Raw genomic sequence first — 24,678 nt, forward strand, 5'->3', positions numbered from 1 at the left:
GAGATGTGTATAAGAGACAGGCCCGCCCCAAGTTCGACCAGCACGCGCAATGGAGCGAGCGCCGCATTGGCACGCCAGGCCCCGGCAAGCGCATTCACGGCCGCGACAGAGTCGGCAAAGACATGAAGTTCGGCATTCGGCCAGGCGCCGGCCAGAGCCGCCAGCCGGCTCGCGCCGCCGGCGCCGCCGACCTCGTTGGCGATGATCAATCGCGTCAACCCGGCCCTCAACATCACCGTGGCCTGCCTGATATCGGCGACGGTTGTGCCCCACGCGCCGGCCTCGACCAGCGACCGGGCAAGGTCCGGCGCCATCGGTGTCTTGGCATGCGGGGCGATCGCGACGCCCTGCTCGCGCGCATAGCGCAGGAACATGTCGCGATTGGTGGCGAAGGCGCTCTCGTCGAGGGTCAGCAGCGGCAGCGACATTCGGCCATCGGCCGGGTGCCAGCGCTGCTCTCCGACAAGGCTGCTGTGCAGCCCCGAGGTGCCGGGCGGCACGCCGCGGATACGGTCGTCGAGCAGAAAATTCTCATGCACGACGAGCGGCGGGACCGGTGTGTTTTCGCTCATCCGATGCTACCCCTTTCGCCGTCGCATGTAGAAGCCCGTATCGAATGCCGAAGCCGGTCCGACCTTGAGAGAGATCCTTGCCGAAACCCTACGCCGGACCGATCATCGACGCCCATCACCATCTTTGGGATCTTGGCCTTGGCCGGCATCCCTGGCTCGCAGCCACGGCTGGTGAGCGTGGCGGCCTGGGCGAGCTTGGTCCTTTGCGTCGCAACTGCCTTCCAGAGGATTATCGGCGCGACGCCATCAGGCACAATGTCGTTGCCACCGTCCATGTCGAGGCCGGCTGGGCGAGTGACGACTGCGTCGGCGAAACCCAGTGGCTGGAGACGCTCGACAAGTCGCGTGGCGTCGCAGCCCGCTATGTCGTGCACGTACCTCTTGCCAGTCCACAAGCCCCAGCGCTGATCGACTCGCAGGCGGCATTCGACCGCGTCGTCGGCGTACGCGATATATTGAGCTGGGATCCGGATCCTGCGCGTCGCTTTGCCGCTCGCGATGGCATCATGGACGATTCGGCCTGGCGCGCCGGCCTGGCGCTGCTTGCCCACCACGGTTTGTCGTTCGACCTGATGGTGTTTCCACGTCAGCTCGGCGAGGCGGCGCGGCTTGCGGCGGCCTTCCCCGACCAGCAATTCGTCGTCAACCATTGCGGCAGCCCGATCGACCGCGACGCCGAAGGGATGCGCAGGTGGCGTGACGGGTTGCGGGTTCTGGCGGAGCGCGACAACGTCGTCATCAAGATCTCGGATCTGGTCGCTTACGATCATGACTGGACGCTCGACAGCCTGCGGCCGGTCGTCCTGCACTGCATCGACTGCTTCGGCACGAAGCGAGCGATGTTCGGCAGCGACTTTCCGGTCGCCGGCCTGCACGCCTCGTTCGACGAGGTGTACGACAGCTTCAAGGCCATTGCAGCCGACCTCTCCGCGGACGAGCAGGCGGCGCTGTTCTTCGGCAACGCAAAACGCATCTATCGGCTGGACGACCTGTCATCGGCGGGCTTGCTCCCGGCCTGAGAGGAGCAGCAGCCCCAGGATCAGCGAGCCGAACAGGATGCTGCGCCAGCCGGGCGACGCGTTGACGACGGTGATCAGGGCGGTGATGGTCACCAGCAGGATCGCGCCTGGAATGGTGCCGGCATAGGTACCGAGCCCGCCGAGGATCGACGTGCCGCCAAGCACCACGGCTGCGATCGAGGCGAGCAGATAGGGATCGCCGATCCCGACATAGCCTTGTCCGTTCATGCCCAGCACAAGCACGCCGGCGAGGCCCGAGGTGAAGCCGCTGATGCCGTAGACGGCGAGCGTCGTCGGCGTGACCGGCACCCCGGACAATGCAGCGGCGAGTGGATTGGCGCCCATGGCGAAGATGCGGGCGCCGAAGGGCGTTGCGTGCATGACCGTCAACACGATCACCGAAACGGCCACCCACAACAGCACGCCGGCCGGAATACCGGCCGGCCGCGCATTGCCGAGCCAGTGGACCAGCGGGTTCTCGGCGGTGACGGCGCTACCGCCGGCAATGATGATCAGCAAGCCCTGCAGGAAGGTCGCCATGGCCAGCGTCATGATCATCGGATGAACGCGCAGCAATGCCACGCCGAGCCCGTTGACCAGCCCAATGATCGTGGTCAGCGCCAGCACCGCAAGCACGGGGGCAAGGCCGGTCGGATCGGCCCCCCATGACAGCAGCGGCAGGCTGATGGCGCTGACGGTGACGATGGCCGCGACCGAAAGATCAATGCCGCCGGCGATCACGACAAAAGTCTGCCCGGCCGCGACCAGGCCGATGACGGCGCCGAGCTCGACCAGATAGCGCAGATGGCCATAGGCGCCGAAGCCGCGCGAAGCGAAGCTTGCCGCGATCCAGACCGCGGCAACGATGGCAACCGTCAGGAACGGCCGGCTCGAGAGCACGGCCATGACACGCCTGCCGCCGGCGCTGTCTTTCCATGCTGTCATTGCTGCACCTTGCGGAATTGCGGGATGGCGACCGCGCCGATGATGATGAGACCCTGGGCGACATATTGGGCAACCGGCGTGAAGCCGAGGAAGAACATCACGCTGATCATCAGGCTGAGCAGCAGGCTGCCGGCAAGCGCGCCGCGCATGGTGCCCTGCCCGCCAAGGAAGCCGATGCCGCCGAGCACGGCCGCGGCGATGGAGTTGAGTGTGAAGGCCGCTCCGATGACCGGATCGCCCGAGCCCGTTTGCGCGGCGACGAACAGGCCGGCGCCTGTCGACAAAAGGCCGCTGATCGCATAGGCGGCGACCCGCGCGCCATCGACCGGCACGCCGGAGCGATAGGCGCCGACCGGGTTCTCGCCGGCGGCATAGAGGCTCAAGCCCAGCGGCGTGGCGAGATAGAGCTTCCACAGCAGCACGATCGCCACCAAAAGCACGAAGGCCGCCGGCGTGTCGCCGGCAAGCAGGTCGGACAGCCATTCCGGAATGGCGCCGCCGGGCCTGGGCAGGATCAGCAGGGCAGCGCCGCCGATGATGAAGGAGCCGGCAAGCGTCACCACGATCGCCGGCAGGCGAAGCCGCACCACGATGAAGCCGGTTGCCGCACCGATGCCAAGGCCGGTCAGCGCCACCGCGGCGGCGCCGCCTGCAACGCCCAGTGGTCCCGCCATCGTCGTCGCGGCGATGACCGCCCCGAGGCTGACGGTAGCGCCGATCGCCAAGCTGATGCCGCCGGTGAGCATGAGGATCGCCTGCGCCATCGCCACCAGCGCCAGCGGGAACCAGCTCTGGGTAAACTTGGCGAAGCCGGAGGCCGTGAACAGACCTGGGAAGAGCACACCGTAGGCGATGAGAAAAGCCAGCACCACGACGAACAGGCTGCGCACGCCGATATTGCGGCGCGCTTGCACCGGCCAGTAGAGCGCGCCGGCGGGCCGCGCGGAAGACACAGTGCTCATGCCGCGACCTTCCGGTTCTCAGCGCCCATCGCGGCCGAAACGATGGCTTCCTCGCTCAGCGCCGCGCGGTCCAGCATGGCTGCGATGCGGCCGTCCCGCACCACCGCGACGCGCTCGCACAGATGCACCAGTTCGGGCGTATCTGAGCTGAGCAGAACAACGGCCTTGCCGGCGGCGGCGAAGGCGCGAAGCATCAGGTAGATCTCACGCTTGGTCTCGACATCGACGCCGCGCGTCGGATCGTTGAGCAGCAGCACGAGCGGATCATGCGGCATCCATTTCGCCAGCGCGACCTTCTGCTGGTTGCCGCCCGAAAGTGCTTGCGCCTGCCGTGCGAGGTCGCCCTTGATGCCAAGCTGGGCGGCCAAGCCTCTTGCCGTCTCGCGCTCGGCCCGGCGGCTGCGCAGCTTCAGTGCTGGCAGCCTGGCGAAGGCAGGCAACATCATGTTGGTCGTGATGGTGTGGATCAGGTGCAGCCCTTCACGCTTGCGATCGGCCGGCACATAGGCAAGGCCAAGCGCATTGGCTTTCGGCACGCCGCCCGGCAGGCCCGACGCGCCGTTGACCGTTGCCGATGCCGTCCTGGCCGGGATGGCGCCGTAAAGGCCGAGCAGCAAATCCTCCTGCCCCTGACCGACCAGGCCGCCAATGCCCAGCACCTCACCTGTCCTGATGTCGAGATCGACGTCGTGCATCAGGCCGGCCGAAAAATTGCGCACCGAGATGGCGGTGGCGGGCGACGCGGAAGGCCGCCATTGCGGAAAGAGGTCGCCGGGGTCGCGCCCGACCATCAGCCGCACCAGCCCGGCGGCATCGGTTCCTTCCAAAGACTGGTCGGCGGTACATGTGCCATCCTTCAGCACGGTGACATGCTGGCAGAGGGTCATGACTTCGTTCAGCCGGTGCGAGATGTAGAGAATGGCGATGCCTTCGCCACGCAAACGCTCCAGCAGATCGGTGAGGATCTTCGTTTCGGTGGCCGACAATGACGAGGTGGGTTCGTCGAGGATGAGCACGCGCGGCTTGCGGTAGAGCGCCTTGGCGATTTCCACCATCTGCCGGCGCCCGAGCGGAAGCTGTCCGACCGGTGTCGACAGCGGCTCGTGAAGGCCGACCAACTCGCATGCTGCCTTCGCCCGCGCGGCAAGTTCACGGTAGTCGACCAGGCCGAACCGTTTCGGATAGGCGCCTAGCCCGATGTTCTCGGCGATCGACAGGCTGGCCGTCAGGCTGAGCTCCTGCTGCACGACGGCAATGCCGGCCTGCCGCGCATGCACCGGCGTCATGCGCGAGACCTCACGACCGTCAACCTCGATGGTCCCGCCGTCCGGGCGCAAGGCCCCGGACAGCAGGTTGATCAGCGTCGACTTTCCCGCGCCGTTTTCGCCGAGCAGCGCATGCACGCGGCCCGGCCGGAGAGCGATCGAAACGTCGCGCAGGACGGGGTTGCCGAAGAACGCCTTCGACACACCCCGAGCCGCGAGGAGCGGAGCCATGGTTGCCAATGCTACAACCCTTCAGGCTTATTTCTGGGCCAGCAGCTTCTTGAACAGCTCCTCATCGTAGGGCGAATAGATGTAGCCGTCAGTCGGGAAATCCTTGGCCCGGGCGAGGTATTCGTCGATGTTGGAATTGTCGATCACCGGCAGCGGGATCTTGACGAAAGCCGGCACGTCCTTGCCCTCCAGCGCCTGGACGGCGGTGTAGGCGGCGAAGGCGCCGAGCCAGTTCGGCTGCATGGTTGCCCAGCTCTTCAGGCCCTTTTCCTTCCACAGCTCAAGGAATTGACGCGCATTCTCGCCGGTGATCGGCACCTGGTCGCGGCCCTGCTTGTCAAGCGCCAGCACCGCGCCCGCCGACAGCGCACCGCCGAGCGACAGGATGCCGTCGATCTCGGGATTGGCGAACAGCAGGCTGGTCACGGCTTCCTGCGCCGGAGCGACATTGTAGGGCGTGTTGGTCTCGGCCAGCACCGTCACGTCGGGATGGGCCTTGAGCTCTGCGTCGGCGCCCTTGCGCCGGTCGTCGCTGACCGAAACGCCGGCCGGGCCGTTGAGGATCAGAATCTTGCCCTTGCCGCCGATGGCATCGATCAGGAACTTGGCCGCCTGGTCGCCCCATTGCGAGGAGTCGGTGTTGACCTTGGCGGTGACCTGGTCGGTGTCGACGAGGCTGTCGAAGTTGATGATGGCGATGCCCTTGGCACAGGCGTCCGCGATTACGCGCGCCGGCGCGGTCGAGGAACCGGCAATCAGGATGATGGCGTCGACATCGGAATCGATCATCGATTGTATCTGCTGGATCTGCACATTGGCGTCGCCCTGGGCGTCGGTCACGACCAGCTTGTCGACCAGCCCCTGCTTCTTCAGCGCTTCGACCTCGGCTTCGATCGTGCCCTGCGTCTGCTTCATCCAGGTCGGCACGGAATAGATGTTGGCCCAGCCGATCGTGTACGGCGCCTTGCGGTCGCCCTTGATGCATTTGGCGGCGGCATTGGCCTCAGAGCCGGCGCCGATAGCCAGGACTAGACCGAGGCAAAGGGCGCTGGCGGATGCGAAAAACGATGGTTTCATCATGATTGTTCCCCTTCTGTGGTTGTGTCCGGACGCGAAGGGTCGGCACGAGAAAACCCGTCGGTTGCCGTGTCGCGGCAACCGCCCGTCTTTCTCGTCTGGACTTTCTCTGCCCGGTTCACTTTTGTCTGATATTTCAGACATCATGTCTGTATATCGGACAATCGGGATGCTAGACTGAGCCTTGACATCTTTCAAGCGTCTTGGGACGAGGACCGAAAAATGATTTTGAGCGGATGCTAATGATGAGCGACGGCGTGACTGAACTGATCGAAGCGGGCGGCACGGCGCCACAGAATGGCGAGCGCCGCCGCGGCATCGACCGCGTCATAATGCTGCTCGAAGCGCTTCTCAGGCACCGCGCGCCGATGCGTGTCGGCGACATTGCCAAGATGATCGGCGCGCCGCGCTCGACCACCTATGAAATCGTCAACAGTCTGCTCGAAGCCGAAATGCTCGAAAATGTCGGCACCGAAGGCTACGTCTATTTCGGCAGGGCGATGCATCTGTTCGGCTGGGCCTATTCGCACCATAACGCGCATTACCGGCGCATCCTCGAGACGCTGGACAGGATGGCCGCCGAGACCGGCGAGACCGTCCAGCTGTGCGGCCTGCGCGGCAACAAATATGTCGTCCTCGATTGCCGGGATTCGCCCGGCCCGTTCCGCATCTCCAGCGATGTCGGCGTCGAGGTGTCGATCCCGTGGACGGCGTCGGGCCGGCTGCTGGTCGGCCATATGGGCGAGGAGGAGCTGAAGAACTTCATTCCCGCCGGCGATTACAAGCTTCCCGATGGCCGTATCATCGCGCCCGAGGAATTCTTCGCCGACGTCGCCCTGGCGCGCCGGCAGGGTTTCAGCGAAACCGCCGCCCTTGCAGACCGCTTCACCTGGTGCATGGCCGCACCGATCCACGACGGCCACGGCGCCATCAACAAGACGCTGTGCTTCGTCCTGCCCGTCGACACGCCGGAAGCCCGGCGCGGCGAATTGCTGACCCTGCTGCGCGAGCGTGCCCGCGGCCTGTCGCTGGCCGGAGGCTAGCCCGATCTGTCCGCCGCAGAACCGGGATCGGCGCCCCAGTTTTCTTCGCCGTACAAAGAAAAAACGCTGAGGGCGAGTTGATCTGATAGCCGTCTGCCCCAATTCGGGAGTCGTGCTCGGCGGATATATTCCGGATGCTTCTGGTCACGGTGCCGCTGGTCCTGTGGCGATGCGCCGGAACGGACGTCGCCCCCAGATATTAACTGTTATGCTATGTTGGTTATTGACGCTTCCTCTCCGGAAGGGTTAATAATATCCTAATATGAGCGTTGCATAAAATAAGCGCCCGACCGGCAACAACGGGTAAAGCGACGCCATTAGGGGCTGGGGAGCGCAGCGCAGCGAACATTCTCGCTGCAGCCATCACCATTTGAGCCACCACGCGCCTGTGACCGGCCACGCATTCCGTTGGCCGCGGCCGGGCGGCGTTGGGGCTTTCAGGTGTGCTGATACAGGTACGCTGACACAAATGATGTCTGCCTAACCCGGCATTCCGGGCGTGCGACAATTTTCGGCAGGACGCGACTGGTCTTTCAACATCGGTCGACAGGCGGTGGGGCGTCTGTCGTTAAACAATCAGGGGGTGAAACATGGCTACTCAGGTCACCGGTGCCGGCGGCACCACGACATCGTTTTCCAACACACCGCAGGCGAAGGATGACGTTCTCAACTACACCGAGGACACGGTCGTCATTGCTTCCGCGTCTCAATCCATGATCTTGGGAGGTTGATATGGGTGCGAGTGGCAGCAGCTACGTCGGCGTGGTGACTGATGGGGATGACAAGCTTATCGGCGGGAGCGGGACCGACGTCATCGACGCCGGTGACGGCAATGACTACATCAACGGTGGGTCTGGCGCTGACATCCTGGACGGCGGGAGCGGCATCGACACTGTTCTGGGTGGGTCGGGTGCCGATACTCTGATTTTCGTATCCTATGAGAACCAGTACCGGCTAGGCGGCGCCGTATACGACGATGGGGTGCTGCAAACCGGGCAAACCGCGTTCACTGGATATGACAATTATGACGGTGGCAACGGAACCGTAAAAGGCGGCACGGCCGAGATCGACACGCTTAGAATTGTCGTCAGCGTCCAACAGTCGAACGATGCCGCATTCATGGCTGCGCTGAACGCAGAGATTTCTTATTTCAAGAATGTCTGGCTTCCGGCCCACGTGAACAAGAGCACGGGCCAGGCGGACCAATCCGTCTATGAATTCAAAACGATTAACCTCAAGATCTCGGCGATCGAGAATATTGAAACGATCAAGGTCGACCAGACCACCAATCATGCCCCGATCGGCGTTGACGACACCAGCCTTAGCGCTGGCGCCACGGCGGCGACCGAGAAGGGCGGCACCCTGAACGGCTCTGGCGGCTCGAACGCGACCGGCAATGTCATCAGCAACGACACCGACATCGACGGCGGCAGCCTGACGGTCAGCGCGGTCCGCACCGGCGGCACCGAAGGCGCGGGCTCAGCCGGCACGGTCGGCTTCGGCCTGGTGGGCGCGCACGGCACGCTGACGCTCAACAGCGACGGCAGCTACACCTATGTCGTCAACGAGAACGATAACACGGTGCAGGCGCTCAATGTCGGCGGTTCGACCACCGACACATTCAACTACACGGTCAGCGACGGCAGCCTGACCGACACGGCGGTGCTCACCATCACCATCAACGGCGCCAACGACGCGCCGGTTGCGGTTGCCGACACCGGCTCGGCTGGCGAGAACGAGACCAAGTCGTTCGACGTGCTGGCCAACGACACCGATGTCGACACCGGCGCCACCAAGACGCTGGACTCGCTGGGCGTCGTGACGGTGACGAGCGCCAACGGCGACGTGAACGGCATCGACGCCTCGACCGCGTTCTCGATCGTGGCTGGCCAGATCCAGTTCAATCCCGGCGTACTGTTCGACAAGCTCGACCATGACGACACCGCCACCGTGGTGGTGCACTACACCATGTCGGACGACCAGGGTGCGCCGTCCTCCTCGACGCTGACGCTGACGGTCAACGGCGCCAACGACGCGCCGGTTGCGGTTGCCGACACCGGCTCGGCTGGCGAGAACGAGACCAAGTCGTTCGACGTGCTGGCCAACGACACCGATGTCGACACCGGCGCCACCAAGACGCTGGACTCGTTGGGCGTCGTGACGGTGACGAGCGCCAACGGCGACGTGAACGGCATCGACGCCTCGACCGCGTTCTCGATCGTGGCTGGCCAGATCCAGTTCAATCCCGGCGTGCTGTTCGACAAGCTCGACCATGACGACACCGCCACCGTGGTGGTGCACTACACCATGTCGGACGACCAGGGTGCGCCGTCCTCCTCGACGCTGACGCTGACGGTCAACGGCGCCAACGACGCGCCGGTGGTAGATCTCAATGGCGCGTCTGCTGGAACATCGACAACCCTGAACTATGCGACCGGATCCGCCGCAACCGCCATCGCTCCTTCGGCAACGGTGGCAGATATCGATTCCGCCAACTTCGGCGGCGGCACGCTCACCGTCGCCTTCACCGCCAACGGCACGCCGACCGACCAGTTGACGATCCAGAACCAAGCCCCTGGCGCTGGCCAGATAACCGTCAGCGGCAACAATGTGAGCTATGGCGGCACGCTCATAGGAACGTTCACTGGCGGAACGAACGGGACGAACCTCGTTGTCACCTTCAATGCAAGCGCCACCCAAGCGGCGACGCAGGCCCTGATGGACCACATCCTCTATTCAAATGCGACTAGCCCCACCATCGCCAAGACAGTGACCTATACGTTGGTGGACGGTGACGGCACGGCCAACGGCGGCTCGGATACCGGAATTGCCACGGCGACGATTAATGTGACAGGTGGCGACACAACGGGGCCCAGCATCACTCTTATCGATAGCAAACAGAATAACCAAGGAAGCGGCAGCAGCCTTTATCTCGTGTTTAGCGAGACCATGGACCATACGTTTTTCGACGCCTCTAAGATCACAATAAGTGGCGGCTCAATTACTGGAGTTGGAGCTTGGGGGCCAGTCACGATAGACGGAACCACTTACCAGGAAGTCTATACCCTTCCCGTCACTAAGGCCGGCAACAATGGGTCTACCTATGCCGTTACTGTTCAAAGTGGTGCATTCAAAGACCTAGCCCAGAATCCCAACACCGCGCATGCGCAGGTCAGTGGCCTGAAGCCCGCCGGCACCTCGGGCGAGCCCATCAATCTCGCCCTCACCGATCCATCCCATGAAGGCGCGCTCATCACCGTCACGGTGAAGAATGTGCCTTCGGGCTGGACCATCGACGGCGCCACGCACAACGCCGACGGAACCTGGACTATAGAGACCAACGACCTGCACGGGCTGACGGTCACCACACCGTCCGAATTCGCCGGGGCGGCGGTACTCGACGTCCAGATGACCTGGACCAACGCGGACGGCACGACGGGAAGCATGTCGGTCGCCGACAATGTCGAGGCCTATGCGCCCGGCTCGCCAATCTTCGCCTGGTCGGGCGACGACGTGCTGACCGGTTCGAGCGGTAACGACCTATTCGTCTTCTCGCAACCGATCGGCAATGACACAGTCCACAGCTTCGACACGGCCGCGGACAAGATCGATCTGATCGGCTATTCCGGCTTCGCGAGTTTCGCCGACGTCCAGGCGCATATGGCCGACGATGGTAACGGCAATGCGGTGATCACGCTTGGCGACGGGCAGTCGATCACCCTCGACGGCGTGCATTCCGGCGCGCTCGCCGACGGCAATTTCGTCTTCGACCAGACGCCGGTGGTCAACAATGCCGGCACCATAACGATCGGCGACGGCGCAATGCTGCCGCTGAGCGGCACGATCAGCAATACCGGCCTCATCTCGCTCGACTCCGCCGGTGGCGAAACCCTGTTGCAGATCATTCAGCATGGGATAACACTGCAGGGCGGCGGGCAGGTCGTGCTCTCCGACAGCAATGCGAACGTGATCTCGGGCACGGCAGCTGATGTCACCCTGACCAATGTCGACAACACCATCTCCGGCGCTGGCCAGCTGGGCGGCGGTTCCCTATCCCTGAACAACCAGGGCACGATTGTCGCCACAGGCTCGCACGCTCTGGTCATCGACACCGGCGCCAACATCACCGTCAACTCGGGAACGCTGGAGGCGACGGGCTCGGGCGGCCTGATGATCACCGGTGCGCTCGCCAACTCCGGACTGATATGGGCCAACGGCGGCAACGTCACGATTGGCGGTGAGGTCACCGGCAGCGGCAGCGCCACCATCGGCAACCTGTCACAGCTGGAGTTCGGCGAGGCCTCGTCCATCAACGTCACCTTCGCGGCGGATGCCGCCGGCATATTGCGACTGGACGATTCCTTCGACTTCAGCGGCAAGATCGGCGGCATGACCAGCGACGACAAGCTGGACCTTGGCGACATCTGGTTCGGCACCGGAACATCCGCTGCCTATCAGACAGACCTGGACGGCGCTGGAGGAACGTTGACCGTCACGGACGGAACGCACAATGCCACGCTGCACCTGCTCGGCGTCTACGATGCAAACAGCTTCACACTTGCCGACGACGGAACCGGCAGGACGGTGGTTCAAGTGACGACGAACGACTTTGTGGTGTGAACCAAAAGGCGAGCCGCGCGGACATGCGCGGCTCACCTCTCCTGATCCAGACTAGCCGTTAAGGTTTACGACAGGAATATCGACGGGCTGCGTGGCCGGCGGAAGGATCAGGAGTAGTATCGGCTTACAGGTGGACAGGGGGGCGGTTCTCCGCTGGGTATTTGAGTCTCGACAGAAAATCGCAGATCGTGAAGGACGCCCTGCTGGCGTGCCGCCATTATTTCCTGATCGCGGCGGGGTTCAGCTTGGCGATCAACCTGCTCTATCTCGCCTCCCCGCTCTATATGCTGCAGATCTACGACCGGGTGGTGACCAGCGGCAGCCAGACCACGCTGGTGATGCTGACCATCGCGCTGCTGGCGGCCTTCCTTGCGCTTGCCGGCCTCGACCTCATGCGTGCCACGATCCTGACGCGCGCCAGCGTGCGGCTCGACCGGCTGCTGTCGGCGAGGATCGTGGCCGCGTCGGTCGAGACCTCGCAGTCGGGCTCCTCGCAGAGCCAGCCGGTGCGTGACTTCGACACGTTCCGGCAGGTCATCACCGGCATGGGCATCAATGCGCTGTTCGACCTGCCCTGGTCGCCCATCTACATCGCCATCATCTTCCTGCTGCACCCCTGGCTGGGCTTCTTCGCGCTCGGCTCGTCCCTGCTGCTCGTCGCCATGGCGGTGATCAACGAATATCTGGTGCGCGCGCCGCTGAAGCAGGCCAACGATCTGGCGACGGCCAACTACAATTTCACCGAGATGAGCCTGAGGAACTCGGAAGTCATTCGCGCCATGGGCATGATCGACGGCCTCATCCGCCGCTGGGGACGCGACCGCAGCCTGGCGCTTCGGCGCCAGACGCAAGCCAGCGACCGCGCCGCCTTGATGTCGGGGGCGATCAAGTTCCTTCGCTTGACCATGCAGTCGCTGATCCTGGGCCTCGGCGCCTATCTGGTGATCGAACGGCAGACCACCGCCGGCTCGATGTTCGCGGCCAGCATATTGCTGGGCAGAGGGCTGCAGCCCGTCGAACAGATCGTTGGCCTGTGGCGCAACCTGGTCCTGGCGCGGGCGGCACTGGGGAGGGTTCACAGACTGATCGACGGCGGCGCACAGAGCGAAAGATCGTTCAACCTGCCCAAGCCCACAGGCAAGATTTCGGTCGAGCAGGTCAGCTATGCCATTCCCAGCCAGCAGAAGGTGCTTCTGCGGGACGTAACGTTTCGGCTGGAGGCAGGCGAGGCGTTGGGGATTGTCGGACCCTCGGGCGCCGGCAAGTCGACATTGGCGCGTCACCTCGCGGGCGTCATGCAGCCCAGCCGCGGCACCGTCAGGCTGGACGGCGCCGATCTGTCGCATTGGGGGCGCGACGCGCTCGGTGACCACATCGGCTACCTGCCGCAGGACATCGAACTGTTTTCCGACACCGTCGCCGCCAACATCGGACGCTTCAAGACCAACGTGGACCAGGAGGTGATCGAGGCCGCGCGGCTCGCCGGCGTGCACGACATGATCATCCGCCTGCCGCAAGGCTATGAGACGCAGATCGGCGAAGGCGGTGCCGTCCTGTCGGGAGGATACCGCCAGCGGATCGCACTTGCCCGGGCTGTCTTTGGCACGCCGAACCTGATCGTTCTCGATGAGCCGAGCTCCAATCTCGACGCCGATGGCGACCGTGCGCTGAGCGAGTGCGCGATCGAGCTCAAGCGTCGCGGCAGCACGGTGATCATCGTCTCGCATCGTCCGTCGACGCTGGCAAACGTCGACAAGATCCTGCTGCTGCGGGACGGCGCCGTCGAAGCCTTCGGCATGAGGAACGAGATCGTGGCACGGCTCAATCAGCGTGCGACTTCAATTGCGGTGGCAACCCAATGACCTGCCTGAGGAGTGACCGTTGAGCGACAGCGCCCTCATTTACAGAAGCCTGCCCGGCGAAGCCGGCATCCCGGCCCCGGATTCCATCCGGGTGCCGGCCTATATCGGCCTGCTGATCATCGTCGCCTTCTTTGGCGTCTTCGGTGGCTGGGCCGCCTTTGCCCCGCTGAACGGCGCCGTGCTGGCCGACGCGGTCGTCAAGGTGGAAGGCAATCGCAAGAGCGTTCAGCACTTCGACGGCGGAACGGTGAAGGAAATCCGGGTCAAGGACGGCGACATCGTCAAGGCGGACCAGGTCATGCTGGTCCTCGACGACACCAGGATCCGTTCCGAGTTCAACCTCTACGCCCAGCAATATGCGCTCCTGCGCGCCACAGACGCCAGGATCAAGGCCGAGCTGGACGGCAGCGGCGCCGTTGCCTTCCCGCAGGACATCCTCAAGGAACACGAGCCCTATCTCAAGGATGCCATGGCAAACCAGATCGCCGACCTGGAAAGCCAGCGCGCCTCGATGGCCGGCGCCACGCAGATCCTGCAGCGGCGAATTGCCGAGCTTGACGAACAGATCCAGGGCAAGCAGGCTCGCGTCGAGTCCTACCGGGCCCAGCTGCAATCGACGATCGACGAAAAGGTCAGCCTGTCGAAGCTCCTCAAGGCCGGCCTGACGACGCGGCCGCGCATATTGGAACTGGACAGATCCGCCTCGGACCTGCAGGGCCTGATCGACGAGAATCTCGGCGCGATCGCCGGAAGCCGTCAGGCGAAGGCCGAACTGGAAAGCCAGATCGCCCAATTGACCAACGAGCGGCGGGCCAAGCTTTCCGCCATGCTGATCGATACGCAGTCGGGCCTGGCGGACCTGGTGCCGAAAATGTTCGCTGCCCAGGCCGCCATGGACCGTGCCGAGGTCCGTTCACCCTATGACGGCCAGGTGATGGATCTCAGCGTCTTTTCGATCGGTGCGATCGTCGCCCCGGGGCAGACGATCCTCGACATCGTGCCGACGCAGAATTCGCTGATCGTCCAGGCGCAGGTTCGCGTCGAGGACATATCAAACCTGCGCTCCGACATGACGGCGGAAGTTCGCTTCACCTCCTACAAGCAGCGTTCGATACCGATCATCCACGGACGCGTCACCCGCATTTCGGCGGATCGCATCACCGACAGCAAGACCGGCCTCCCCTACTATGTCGCCGACATAGCGGTCGATCCGGCCGAACTGGCCGCGGCGCCGCAGATCGCGCTCTATCCGGGCATGCCGGCTTCGGTGATGATCGTCACCGAGGAGCGCACCGCCCTCGATTACATACTGAGCCCGCTGCTCACTTCGTTTCACTCCGCCTTCCGCCAGAAATAGCCGGCGGCTGGAGGTCCCACAGGCAGCAGGTGAGAGCGGTCCAGCCGCGTTCCAGCGGCTGGAGATAGAGACCGGCCTGGTCGAGGGGCTCGTTGGCTATTTGATCGCTTCGATCGCGGCCGTGAACCCGGACAGTGAAACCGGAATGGTCACCGGCTTGCGTGTCACCGATTCCATGCCGATGTTGAGATTGGTTCCCACCTTCATCGCCGTGATGAGTTCCGGCGTCGGCGATATCGTCGCCGGCGAAGTGGTAGGTGGCCTGCGGCAGCACAATGTCACGTGGCCCTTTGAACAGCTGCGTAAAGCCGCCGCCGTCGCGGGAACTGGCATCGATGCGGCGAACCTGGGTCAGTTCGAGGGAAAGCTGCCTGCCGCCAACCGCAACACTGAAAACCGACCCGACCACCGTTCGAAATCCGATACCGAAACCATGCTATCCGCCTCAATTTGCCTGCAGCCACAGCGCGGTGCGTTGGCACTGATTTCATGCGATGCGCTTCAATTCTTTGTTTTTGTGCATTGCCCTAAGACCGCTGCGCCTTCGGTCGGAGGCCGACGGCACGCTTTGGGCGACACGCACCGACGGCAATGTCGCCGCTTCGCGGCAGGCTGTCCATAGCCGCTTGACGTCTTCCAGACATTGCACGCTGCAATGCTGTGGCGTAAACCCGCATTACTTCGTTTTTATGCATGATCCTTTGCCAACCGAAGTTTCAGCGAACAAAAACGGTTTTTCGATTTTCGGTATCATACATTAATTGAGCCAACGCGATCGGATGCGGCAAAGGGGAGACGGACGATGGCTGACAGCGACACAAAGACGGCACCGGCAGCGGAAAACGCGGCGGGCGCCGCCTTGCCGCTGTTCTACTCCAGGCCGGAAGCGCTCAACCCGATACGGCACGGCTCGCTGGGCCTGGCCGCGCGGGCCGACTTCGGCTTCGCCCGCTCGGCGCACGCGATTCCGGTGGTGGCGTCGGAGATGCCGGCGGCGATGCGCTCCTATCCCATCGTCTTCATCGGCGCCGCCAAGGCACCAGTGATCATCACCGGCTTGCGCCCGAATGAGAACCTGTTCGTCGATGCCGACGGGAGATGGACCGAACCGCATTATGTTCCGGCCTATGTCCGCCGCTATCCTTTCATCCTCGCCGACGAGACGACGACGAACGGCCGTCTGACGCTGTGCGTCGACCGGGCAAGCGAGCGCGTCATCGACCAACTGCGCGGGGACAGCAGTAAAATCGTTCCATTCTTCAACGGGACCGAGGCAGCAGAGGCGACGAAACAGGCGCTGACCTTCTGCAACCAGTTCCAGGTCGACTTCAACGCGACCCGCGCCATGATCGAGAAGATCGATGCGCACGGGCTGTTCGCGCCACGCCAGAGCAAGGTGACGCTGGAAGGTGGCGAGGTGCTCAACCTCACCGATTTCCAGGTGATCGACGAGCCAGCCTTCAACAAACTGAGCGATGAGGCCTTTCTCGACCTCAGGAAATCAGGAGTGCTGGGGCTGATCTACTGTCACCTCGCCTCCTCCAACAGCTGGACATCGTTGGTCTACCAGGCCTCGATACGCAATCAGCGCCGCTGACGCTGGCTGATATGGAGTGCCGCCTGCCGAGACGCGCCGACAACCAGAGCAATTCCTGGTTTTCCGTCCGGAATTGCGCAAAAACAAATAGTTAGAGCAGGTCAGCGATTCTATCTGGCGCTAAATCGCTGCAATTGTTCTCCAGGGAACAGCCATGCCACAGGCAGTGTCGCTGCCACTCAGGCGGCGGCCGGCAGATGATCGCCCAGATCTTCCCATTCGCTCTGATGTATAAATTTTTAGACAAAATGTACGGATTAACTAACTATTAATCTATCGCTTAACTTTCCGATATTTTTACTTATGGTGCCAAGCAAGGGGGTAGGTTGGATATACTGGGATGGGGCAGTTTTCCTATGAGCAAAATTTCAGAGACCTCTCCAAGGGATCTTGGAGGAGATGAGGACACGCTAAGTGGATCGGGGCCCCCCGGTTCCGCGCAAGCCGTGACGTACGCAACCCAGTCTCCCCGTTCGCATCGTCAACCTTCAGCCAGGCCCGCAATCGCGGCCGATATCGCGCTGCAGGAAACCGTTGCTTTCCAGGAGAGCCTTCTCGCTCTTCCAACCGTGCAGCTTGGTGGGTTGCCGATCACGGTGATCGACCGGCCAAATGCCGCGCGCTTGATGATCGCGGCGGCACGGGGGCACACCCGCAGCAGCCGTCCCTATTATTTCACCTCTGCCAATGGCGACGTCATCGCCCAGGCTCGCGCGAATGTGGACGTGGCCGTGCTCTTCCGCGAAGCCGACCAGATCTTCGCCGATGGCCAGCCGCTTGTCTTCGCCTCACGTTTGCTGTGCAGAACGCATCTGCCGGAACGGGTAGCCACCACCGACCTCTTTCACGACGTGGCCAAGCTTGCCGAACAGGAAGGCACGACCTTCTACCTGCTGGGGTCGACAGAGGCCGAGAACAACAAGGCCGTTGCGAGCGTCAAAGCCAGATACCCTGGCCTGCGCATCGCCGGGCATTGCCACGGCTTCCTTGCCGGCCAGGCGCTTGAAAGGAAGCTCGACGAGATCAACGCACTTGCGCCCGACATTTTGTGGCTGGGCCTCGGTGTTCCGCGCGAGCAGATCTTCGTCCGCGACTTTGCATCGCGACTCCAGAATGTCGGGGTGATCAAGACGTCTGGCGGGCTTTTCGACCATATCGCCGGCAAGGTCCGGCGCGCGCCCCTGTGGGTACAGAAGGCCGGATTCGAGTGGCTGTGGCGTGCGCTGATGGAGCCGCGCCGGCTTTTCTGGCGCTATTTCACCACAAGTCCCCAAGCCATCTACGCCATATTGAGGTATTCCAGATGACAGCCGAGCGTTCCCACCGTCCGCTGCCTGACGGAACCGACACGGAGATCGTCATAGTCGGCGGCGGGCTTTCCGGCACTCTGGCGGCAAACGTACTCGGGCGGTCCGGTTATCACGTCACGCTGATCGACCGTCATCAGGTCTTTCCGCGCGAGTTCCGGGTCGAGAAGATCGCCGGCGACCAGATCGAGAAACTGCGCCGGATCGGTCTTCTGGACGGGCTTTCCGCAGCGGCCGTGGCATTCGACGAAATCGTCAACATACGCAAGGGGCGCCTGCTCGACCGCACGCACGCCCGGCACTACGGCATTTTCTACGATGACCTCGTCGCCGCCATGCGGGCCGAACTGCCCGACACCGTGCGCTTCATCGCTGGTCGCGTGAGCGGACTGGAAGCAGGCCCGGAACGCCAGCGTGTGTCGATCCTCGGACACGGCGACGTGACTGCGCGGCTTCTCGTTCTGGCCACCGGCATGGGTGACATTCTGCGCCGCGACCTTGGCATCGAGCGCAAGTTCGTCCACCAGCGGCAGTCGCTGACCTTCGGCTTCAATCTGCGCCCTGTGGGAGCAAGCGCCTTCCAACATCCCGCCCTCACCTATTACGGCGAACGGGTTTCCGACGGCATCGACTATTTAAACCTGTTCCCCGCCGCCGAAGTCACCCGCGCCAATCTCTTCGTTTTCCGCGAGCATCGCGACCCGTGGGTCAAGGCCCTACGCGACAATCCCAAACAAACGCTCATCGAAACGCTCCCGGGTCTGGTCAAGGCATTCGGCGATTTCGAAGTGATCGACCGGGTCGAGAGCTGGCTCACCGACATCACCGTCGCCGAGAACTGCGTGCGCGACGGGGCCGTCCTGATCGGCGATGCCTACCAGACATCCTGTCCGGCCGCCGGAACGGGTGTCAGCCGGCTGCTCACCGATGTCGAGCGCCTGTGCACCGTGCATGTGCCGCAATGGCTGGCCTCACCCGGCATGGCCGCCGCAAAGATTGCGACCTTCTACGCCGATCCGGTAAAGCAGGCGATGGACGAGCATGGTCTCCAGCTGGCGCATTTTCGCCGCAGCCTGACCATCGACACCGACCTGCGCTGGCGCGCGCGCCGGCAAATTCACTTCAGCCGCCGCCGCATCATGCACGAGATCGACAATCTAAGCCCCGCTTTCGCCGCCAGGCTGCGCAACCTCAGAAAGCCCGCAGTCGAACCCGTGGCGTGATCGCAGACCAATCAGCTAATCTGTCGCCCAAACTACGCAGTGGTTTTGGGAGACGCGCCCTGGGCTCGTTCCGACCTCAGGGTCCCGCCACCTCGTCGGTGGAGGCTGGCGACGTTACCGCATGGCCAGGTGCGGCCTTCTTCCCGTGCGAACCGAGCACACGCCGCGCCAGGGCTTTGGCCGCCGGCAATTTCTCGACCGTCAGATGCGCCGCCAGGCCGAGCGGGCTGCCGGCTAGGAATATCTGCCACATCGGTGATGGCCGGCCGCCAAAGATGCGCTTGTAGGGTTCGTCTCCGATGGTGAAGTCGAGGGAATGGTCGCCGCGCTCGATACAGTCGCGGGCGATCTGTTCGAACATCAGGCTGCCGATCGACTGCTTCCTGTAGCCAGCCTCGTCGAAGCCGCCGAGAATGACAAGCAGCGAGCCGCGATGCTCGAGGCCAAGCGCGCCCGCGATTGCCCGATCGTTCATCCAAAAAGTGTAGGTGCGAGCGAAACCGCCGCACCCTTCGGTCGCCACAGCCAGATAGAAATCGAAATAGGACGGCAGTTGCAGCAGGTCGGCGGGGCCGTTGCTGCCGTCGAAACGCTTGCCGCGATAGACTTTGAGCGCATCGAAAGTCGTGCGGATGGCGGCGACGTTGTCAGCGCATGCGAAGCGCGCCTCTCCTATTCGGCCAAGCTGCCGGGATTTCTTGTCGAGCTCCTTGCGGTAGGACTGGTCGAGCTGGTTCTCGCGCCAGGCGGCAAATGTCGGCTCCAGCTTGCTGGAGTATGCGCTCATGCCCATGCTTTCGCGCTTGTCGATGCCAAGCAGCCGCTCGATCGCCAATGAGCGGTCCGCCAGCTTGCCGATGCGCAGGAGATCGTAAGGTTTCAGATGCTTTCGGATCGCGGCAACGGCTCGACTGTCTGCCACGATGCGCGAGAAGGTCTCCTCGTCGGCGACTGGCGAGACGTAGTCGGAAACGCGCATGTCGGCGAATTCGACCACTTTGAGCAGTGTGTACCGGCGCCTGACCAGGGGCAAAACCATCGCGAGCTTTCCGCCCGCGCCGTTTCGCACGACGATGACAAGTGGCGTCGCAGCGCCTTGCCGCACGATCCTCTCATAGAGCTGGCTCAGCCATATGGGATGCTGAAAAGCGGTCGCCGCCGAACTGGCGAAGAGTTCAGCATATTCCTTCGAACGGAAATCGAATGAATCCTCGGCAGTGACTTCAAACATGTGATCCGAACCGGCTGGGCCTGATCTATCGACGACGTCTTGCGTTCCGCGTCAAGGCGAATCGCAAGGATTGTTAGAAACTTGGTATATGCGAAAGATCGATCCCTGGTTGCAAATCTGTCTTAGAATGTGCCCTCCGTGGCTGGTTCGAGATGGGTCGGTCGACAGTTTATTTTCTCGTGAACCACGCAGCCGGACTTTGAATGTAACTCCAATGTAAGCTTTTTCGGCCAAATCATTTCTTTTCAAGTGTCTGGAACCCGAGCACCATTACAGTCGGACGGGAATGACATGCTGCCGATCGAGGTGATTGTTCCGCAATCGAGCCCCCGCCTGTGGCAGAAGGTCGCCATAGAGCGGCTTCAGGCGGAGGGCCATGATGTGGCTGTGCGCCATCAGCCCGGAGCAGCAAGCTGGCCGCTGGCGGCAAAAGCCGCCTTTGCTTTTGAACAGCGCCTGTTTCGACGGCGCCGCCCCAACCTTGCCGCCTCGCTGCATGAGATCGAGGCACGGAGCGGCCACCGGCCAGCCGCGCTAAGGCTCGATCTCGCCGGCAACGCTGCCCCATCGGATGTCCCGACTGTCGGCCTCCTGTTCGACGGATCCAAATCCGATCTCTCGGCGGCAATCGCGGTCGCAGCCGGAAGACTGCCTTTGATCGAAGCCGTCCTCGACAAGAAGACGGTGGTGGGCTTGGCACGGCCGATGGTGGACAAGCGGGAATCGGCGGCACTTGGCGCCGAGGACGTGCTTGCCCGCGCCATCACCTTGCTCGTCTCGGTGGTTCGGGCATTTGCTGAAGGCCGGCTTCTCAAGGATGAACGCATGCCTGAAGCCAGCGGTGGCGGCACGGCGATGCAATTCGTATCTGCCTATCTGGGCTCGGCGCTGCCGCGGCTCGGCCAAGAGATCATCCGGCGCATAGGCTTCCGCCACGCGCATTGGCGCGTCGGCTACCGCTTTGCCGATGCGCCAGGCGTCGCGAATACGGGCGGGCTAGGCAGCGGCTGGTCGGTTCTGCCCGACCCGGGCGACCACTTCTATGCCGATCCGTTCCCGTTCCAATGGCAGGGCCGGTCATTCCTGTTCGTCGAAGATTATCCCCATGCGACCGGCAAGGCCGTCATCTCCGTCGTTGCCTTTGACGCGGCCGGCGCCCCCGAAGCGCCGCGGGTCGTCCTGGAAGAGCCGCACCATCTCTCCTATCCGCAGGTGTTCGAGCGCGACGGCGAGATCTGGATGCTTCCCGAGGCGAGCGCCAGCAGCAGGCTCACGCTCTACCGCGCCTTGGCCTTCCCCCACCGCTGGATCGCCGAGACCGTGTTGGTCGAAGGCGAGATTTCCGACGCGACCCTGCTTGAGCATGGCGGGCTGCTTTGGCTGTTCGCCACCGATCGCGATGGCAATGGCAGCACCTCCGACACGCTGGTGGTTTTCTCAGCTCCCGCACTCGCCGGTCCGTGGCAACCCCACCCTATGAACCCTGTCATGATCGACCATCGCATGGCTCGTCCAGGTGGCGCTTTCGTTCGCATCGATGGGGGCCGAGTCTTGCTCCCGGTCCAGGACGGAACGCTCGGCTATGGCGGCGGGCTCGGCCTGTGCGAACTGCTGGAGCTCGACCAGCAGACGGTGCGGCTTTCGGCGCCCCGGCCGATCGACACCGATGGCGACTGGCCCTATCCGAAAATCCACACGCTCAATCGCTCGGGCACGTTGGAAGTGATCGACGGCATAGCGGCGGTGCGAAGGCGTTCAGGAAAGAAGTAGCGCCTCGTAGCCCGCGCACATCCTGGCCGGCGCGTATTTGTCGCTGAGCCGCCGCCCTGCCGCTGAAAGCCTGGCCATGATTTCCGGCCCGGCCATCAAGTCGGCCAGCCCCTTGGCCATGCCGGTGGCACCGTCGTCGACGAAGATCGCTGCGGTCTCGCCATCCTCGGCAGCAAGCACCTCCCGCATGACGGCGAGGTCGTTCGCCACGACAGGCAAACCGGAAATTGCCGCTTCGACGCAGGCAAGACCGAAGGTCTCATTCAACGACGGAAACGCGTAGATGTCGCCTGCCGCCAGGAACTCGAAAATACGCGACGGGGGAACCTCGCCGACCAGATGCAGCCGGTCCGCCACATCCCGGCTTTTGGCGAAGGCGACAAGCGTGTCCCGCTCCGGCCCGACACCGGCAATCGCGACATGGATATCAGGCAGCTGGTCGAGCGCCCCAACCAGCGCGATCTGGTTCTTCGCTTGCGTCAGCCGGCCGGACGAGACGGCGAGCCATGCATTCTGAGGCAAACCAAAGGAAGCACGCGCCGCCGCCTTGTCGAAGTCTTCAGGCGGTGCGGCAACGCCATGATCAATGCGCCGCAAGCGCCGCCGATAGGCTTGCGGATAGTGATTGAATTGCGCTTCCGTCCAGGCCGAGTTGACGACATTCGTCCGATAGAGGCCAATCAAGCCCATCAGCCTGTCGATCTGGGAGAGGACGCCCATCACCCCTTTGGTGTGCGGCGAACCGCTCTGGTTGGCGATGATTTTCCTGACGCCCGCCAGGCGGGCGCCGATCGTGCCGAAGATATTGCCGTAGTGCTGATAGGTGATGACGGCGTCCGGTCGCGCCTTGCGCAGATAGGTCGTAAGGCCAATGGTTGCCCGGATCTGTCCAGGCAAGCCCCTTGGGCTCTGGGTGAGGATGAAATCCGCATAAGGATCGGCGTCGAAGGCGTCCGTCTTGCGATACATGAAAACGGTGCGCACGTCGTGCCCGCGCGCCCGCAAGCCTTCGCCCACCATGTCGGAAATGCGTTGCGCGCCCGCGGCCTCCGCCTGGGTCTGTACCTGGACGATCTTCACGTACGGCCTTTCAGCATCACGCTGGGAACCGGCGCAGCTCTTGCCATCGTGAAGCCGAAGACCGATGGATTTATGCCTATTCTGCGCCGGGCGATCGACACGGCAATGGCGGTCCAGGCGATGACCGTTCCGGCGATGCTGACTGCCGCGCCAATGGGGCCAAAGAAATACGTCGTTACCGCCGTCGCGCCGAGCCCCAGTATGTTGACGACAACGAGGACCTTGAACAGCGCATGCTGCAGCCCGGTCAATTGCAGGAGGATTTCGATCGGGCCGCAAGCCGTGGCAAATGTTGCGCCTATGCCGAAGATGACGAGTGTTGCCCGCATGGTGGGCGTGTCGTAGGTCGGATTGAACATGGACAGGATAAGGCCGCCGAACATCCAGAACGCCGCCAGCACGCAGAGTGCAATTGCAAAGCTGCCAAGCGCGGCGAGATTGGTGATGCGCTGAACATGCGCCCTGTCGCCGCTGTAGAAGGCACTCGAAATCTGCGGCGCGAGCGCCTGATTGATTCCGTTGAGCGCAAGCGCCACGAAACGCGTGGTCCGATCGGCGACGAAAATCGCGCCGGCCGCCTCAGGTCCCAGGATCACCGCCACAAGCAGCGTGCTCACCTGGCCGAGCGCCGGCGGCAGCGAGGTGACGCCCCACAGGCCAAGCGTCACTGTCTTGAATTCCCTCTTTTGCCCCTCCGAAAGTGGGCCGCGCTTGGCGCGCACCGTGTCGCGCACGAGAAGCAGCGTCTGCGGAACAACCGAAAGGATGAGCAGCAAGGCAGTCAGATAGGTCGCCGCGACTGCGCTCATCTCGATATGCATGAAGTGGCAAGCGGCGATGGCGGCAATCGTGCCTGCACGCCAGATGATGTCGCGCGGCAACAGACCGGATATGAGCGCATTCTTGGCGCGGAAAGCGCCGGACGTGAATTCCGACCAGCCGAGCGCAAACGATAGGACCGCGGCCGCCACGCACAGCGAAAGCCATTCCGGCGTGTCCTTGCCGATGAACGGCAAAAATCCGACCATGAGGATGAGCAGGCTGGAGCCAACGAGCCCGGCAAGCGCGACGAGAATGGCGCGGGCCATCATGCCATGGGCCGAACTGTGGTCGCCGAGCCCGACATATTGGGGCCAGAATCTCAGCACGGTGCTCTGCTGGCCCACCGAGGCGAAGAAGGAAACCAGGCTGGCGCCGGCATAGGTTGCGCTGTAGAGGCCGAACTGCCTTCCGTCCATAACCATCGCCACGGCCACGAACATCAGGAAGGACAAGCCGGCGCTGGCGAGCTTGATCACGCCCGCCACGGCGCCGTTCCTGGCGAGCGTCGCGATGGACATGCGCATATCGTCGGCTGCAGGACTGGTGCTCACGCCCGATATCGCGCTGCGATTGCTTATATTTTCATCCAACGTCGGCTCCCGTGGCGTTCGGCGATGCCCTACCCCCGCGGCAGGCGAGCCGACGCTGAAACCTGTCCCTAGATAGAGCAAAAGCCTGCGACCGCGCCAGCGCGA

Annotated in this window: 18 protein-coding genes and 2 pseudogenes; 10 read left to right on the plus strand and 10 right to left on the minus strand. The window is 63.2% G+C overall.

The genetic code is table 11. The features are described 5' to 3' along the window. Positions 1–572 (minus strand): annotated as a pseudogene (locus tag D3227_RS08190) (amino acid deaminase); the annotation flags it as partial. A gap of 77 nt (positions 573–649) precedes the next feature. On the opposite strand from D3227_RS08190, the gene D3227_RS08195 reads away from it, so the two are divergent. Next, positions 650–1,591, plus strand: coding sequence for an amidohydrolase family protein (locus D3227_RS08195; protein ID WP_120013628.1), 942 nt, complete (start codon positions 650–652; stop codon positions 1,589–1,591). Here the strand turns inward: D3227_RS08195 and D3227_RS08200 are convergent. From D3227_RS08200 to D3227_RS08215, 4 genes are read right to left on the minus strand one after another with little or no spacing between them, the layout of a single operon-like run. Further along, positions 1,565–2,536 carry an ABC transporter permease gene (locus D3227_RS08200; protein ID WP_120013629.1) on the minus strand — a complete coding sequence of 324 codons (972 nt, stop codon included), beginning with the start codon at positions 2,534–2,536 and terminating at the stop codon, positions 1,565–1,567. The two genes, D3227_RS08195 and D3227_RS08200, sit on opposite strands and share 27 nt — an antisense overlap. Continuing rightward, complete coding sequence (locus D3227_RS08205) at positions 2,533–3,498, minus strand: ABC transporter permease (protein WP_120013630.1); 966 nt, start codon at positions 3,496–3,498, stop codon at positions 2,533–2,535. The genes D3227_RS08200 and D3227_RS08205 overlap by 4 nt, the downstream gene beginning before the upstream one ends. After that, a complete protein-coding gene (locus D3227_RS08210) occupies positions 3,495–4,994 on the minus strand; it encodes a sugar ABC transporter ATP-binding protein (protein WP_120013631.1) in 1,500 nt (499 codons plus the stop codon). The genes D3227_RS08205 and D3227_RS08210 overlap by 4 nt, the downstream gene beginning before the upstream one ends. A gap of 27 nt (positions 4,995–5,021) precedes the next feature. Next, on the minus strand, positions 5,022–6,074 hold the full coding sequence (locus D3227_RS08215; RefSeq protein ID WP_120013632.1) for an ABC transporter substrate-binding protein: 1,053 nt from the start codon (positions 6,072–6,074) through the stop codon (positions 5,022–5,024). 242 nt (positions 6,075–6,316) lie between these two features. On the opposite strand from D3227_RS08215, the gene D3227_RS08220 reads away from it, so the two are divergent. The 5 genes from D3227_RS08220 (at position 6,317) to D3227_RS08235 (ending at position 14,953) form a co-directional block, all read left to right on the plus strand. Next, a complete protein-coding gene (locus D3227_RS08220) occupies positions 6,317–7,114 on the plus strand; it encodes an IclR family transcriptional regulator (protein ID WP_245451691.1) in 798 nt (265 codons plus the stop codon). Between the two features lie 590 nt (positions 7,115–7,704). Continuing rightward, positions 7,705–7,845: a hypothetical protein gene (locus D3227_RS41520; RefSeq protein WP_167480646.1), complete on the plus strand. Its 141-nt coding sequence runs from the start codon at positions 7,705–7,707 to the stop codon at positions 7,843–7,845. Between the two features lies 1 nt (position 7,846). Continuing rightward, on the plus strand, positions 7,847–11,734 hold the full coding sequence (locus tag D3227_RS08225; RefSeq protein ID WP_120013634.1) for a beta strand repeat-containing protein: 3,888 nt from the start codon (positions 7,847–7,849) through the stop codon (positions 11,732–11,734). Positions 11,735–11,922: 188 nt separating this feature from the next. Next, positions 11,923–13,596, plus strand: a complete 1,674-nt coding sequence (locus D3227_RS08230) for a type I secretion system permease/ATPase (protein ID WP_245451692.1) — start codon at positions 11,923–11,925, stop codon at positions 13,594–13,596. A gap of 19 nt (positions 13,597–13,615) precedes the next feature. Then, positions 13,616–14,953 carry an HlyD family type I secretion periplasmic adaptor subunit gene (locus D3227_RS08235; RefSeq protein WP_120013636.1) on the plus strand — a complete coding sequence of 446 codons (1,338 nt, stop codon included), beginning with the start codon at positions 13,616–13,618 and terminating at the stop codon, positions 14,951–14,953. A 96-nt stretch (positions 14,954–15,049) separates the two neighbouring features. Here the strand turns inward: D3227_RS08235 and D3227_RS44040 are convergent, their stop codons facing one another. Next, positions 15,050–15,286: an invasion associated locus B family protein gene (locus D3227_RS44040; protein ID WP_342633995.1), complete on the minus strand. Its 237-nt coding sequence runs from the start codon at positions 15,284–15,286 to the stop codon at positions 15,050–15,052. Beyond that, positions 15,246–15,362 (minus strand): annotated as a pseudogene (locus tag D3227_RS44265) (DUF6916 family protein); the annotation flags it as partial. The gene D3227_RS44040 and the pseudogene D3227_RS44265, both read right to left, overlap by 41 nt. A gap of 393 nt (positions 15,363–15,755) precedes the next feature. Here D3227_RS44265 and D3227_RS08255 point away from each other — a divergent pair. From D3227_RS08255 to D3227_RS08265, 3 genes are all read left to right on the plus strand, one after another. Next, positions 15,756–16,550: a SapC family protein gene (locus tag D3227_RS08255; protein WP_120013638.1), complete on the plus strand. Its 795-nt coding sequence runs from the start codon at positions 15,756–15,758 to the stop codon at positions 16,548–16,550. Between the two features lie 569 nt (positions 16,551–17,119). Further along, positions 17,120–17,857, plus strand: a complete 738-nt coding sequence (locus tag D3227_RS08260; protein ID WP_120013639.1) for a WecB/TagA/CpsF family glycosyltransferase — start codon at positions 17,120–17,122, stop codon at positions 17,855–17,857. Continuing rightward, the gene (locus D3227_RS08265) at positions 17,854–19,080 is read left to right on the plus strand and encodes an FAD-dependent oxidoreductase (protein WP_120013640.1); all 1,227 of its coding nucleotides are present in this window, start codon (positions 17,854–17,856) and stop codon (positions 19,078–19,080) included. Before D3227_RS08260 ends, D3227_RS08265 begins: the two co-directional genes overlap by 4 nt. 76 nt (positions 19,081–19,156) lie before the next feature. Here D3227_RS08265 and D3227_RS08270 read toward each other — a convergent pair whose 3' ends face one another. Beyond that, positions 19,157–20,311 carry a GNAT family N-acetyltransferase gene (locus tag D3227_RS08270; protein WP_120013641.1) on the minus strand — a complete coding sequence of 385 codons (1,155 nt, stop codon included), beginning with the start codon at positions 20,309–20,311 and terminating at the stop codon, positions 19,157–19,159. Positions 20,312–20,602: 291 nt separating this feature from the next. On the opposite strand from D3227_RS08270, the gene D3227_RS08275 reads away from it, so the two are divergent. After that, positions 20,603–22,081 (plus strand): glucosamine inositolphosphorylceramide transferase family protein, encoded by a 1,479-nt coding sequence (locus D3227_RS08275; RefSeq protein WP_120013642.1) that lies wholly within the window; start codon positions 20,603–20,605, stop codon positions 22,079–22,081. On the opposite strand, the gene D3227_RS08280 is transcribed toward D3227_RS08275, so the two are convergent. Continuing rightward, on the minus strand, positions 22,067–23,161 hold the full coding sequence (locus D3227_RS08280) for a glycosyltransferase family 4 protein (RefSeq protein WP_120013643.1): 1,095 nt from the start codon (positions 23,159–23,161) through the stop codon (positions 22,067–22,069). The two genes, D3227_RS08275 and D3227_RS08280, sit on opposite strands and share 15 nt — an antisense overlap. After that, positions 23,158–24,501 carry a lipopolysaccharide biosynthesis protein gene (locus tag D3227_RS08285; RefSeq protein WP_245451695.1) on the minus strand — a complete coding sequence of 448 codons (1,344 nt, stop codon included), beginning with the start codon at positions 24,499–24,501 and terminating at the stop codon, positions 23,158–23,160. The genes D3227_RS08280 and D3227_RS08285 overlap by 4 nt, the downstream gene beginning before the upstream one ends. Between the last annotated feature and the right edge of the window lie 177 nt (positions 24,502–24,678).

The sequence above is a fragment of the Mesorhizobium waimense genome (genome assembly GCF_003601975.1).
GTDB classification, from domain to species: domain Bacteria; phylum Pseudomonadota; class Alphaproteobacteria; order Rhizobiales; family Rhizobiaceae; genus Mesorhizobium; species Mesorhizobium waimense.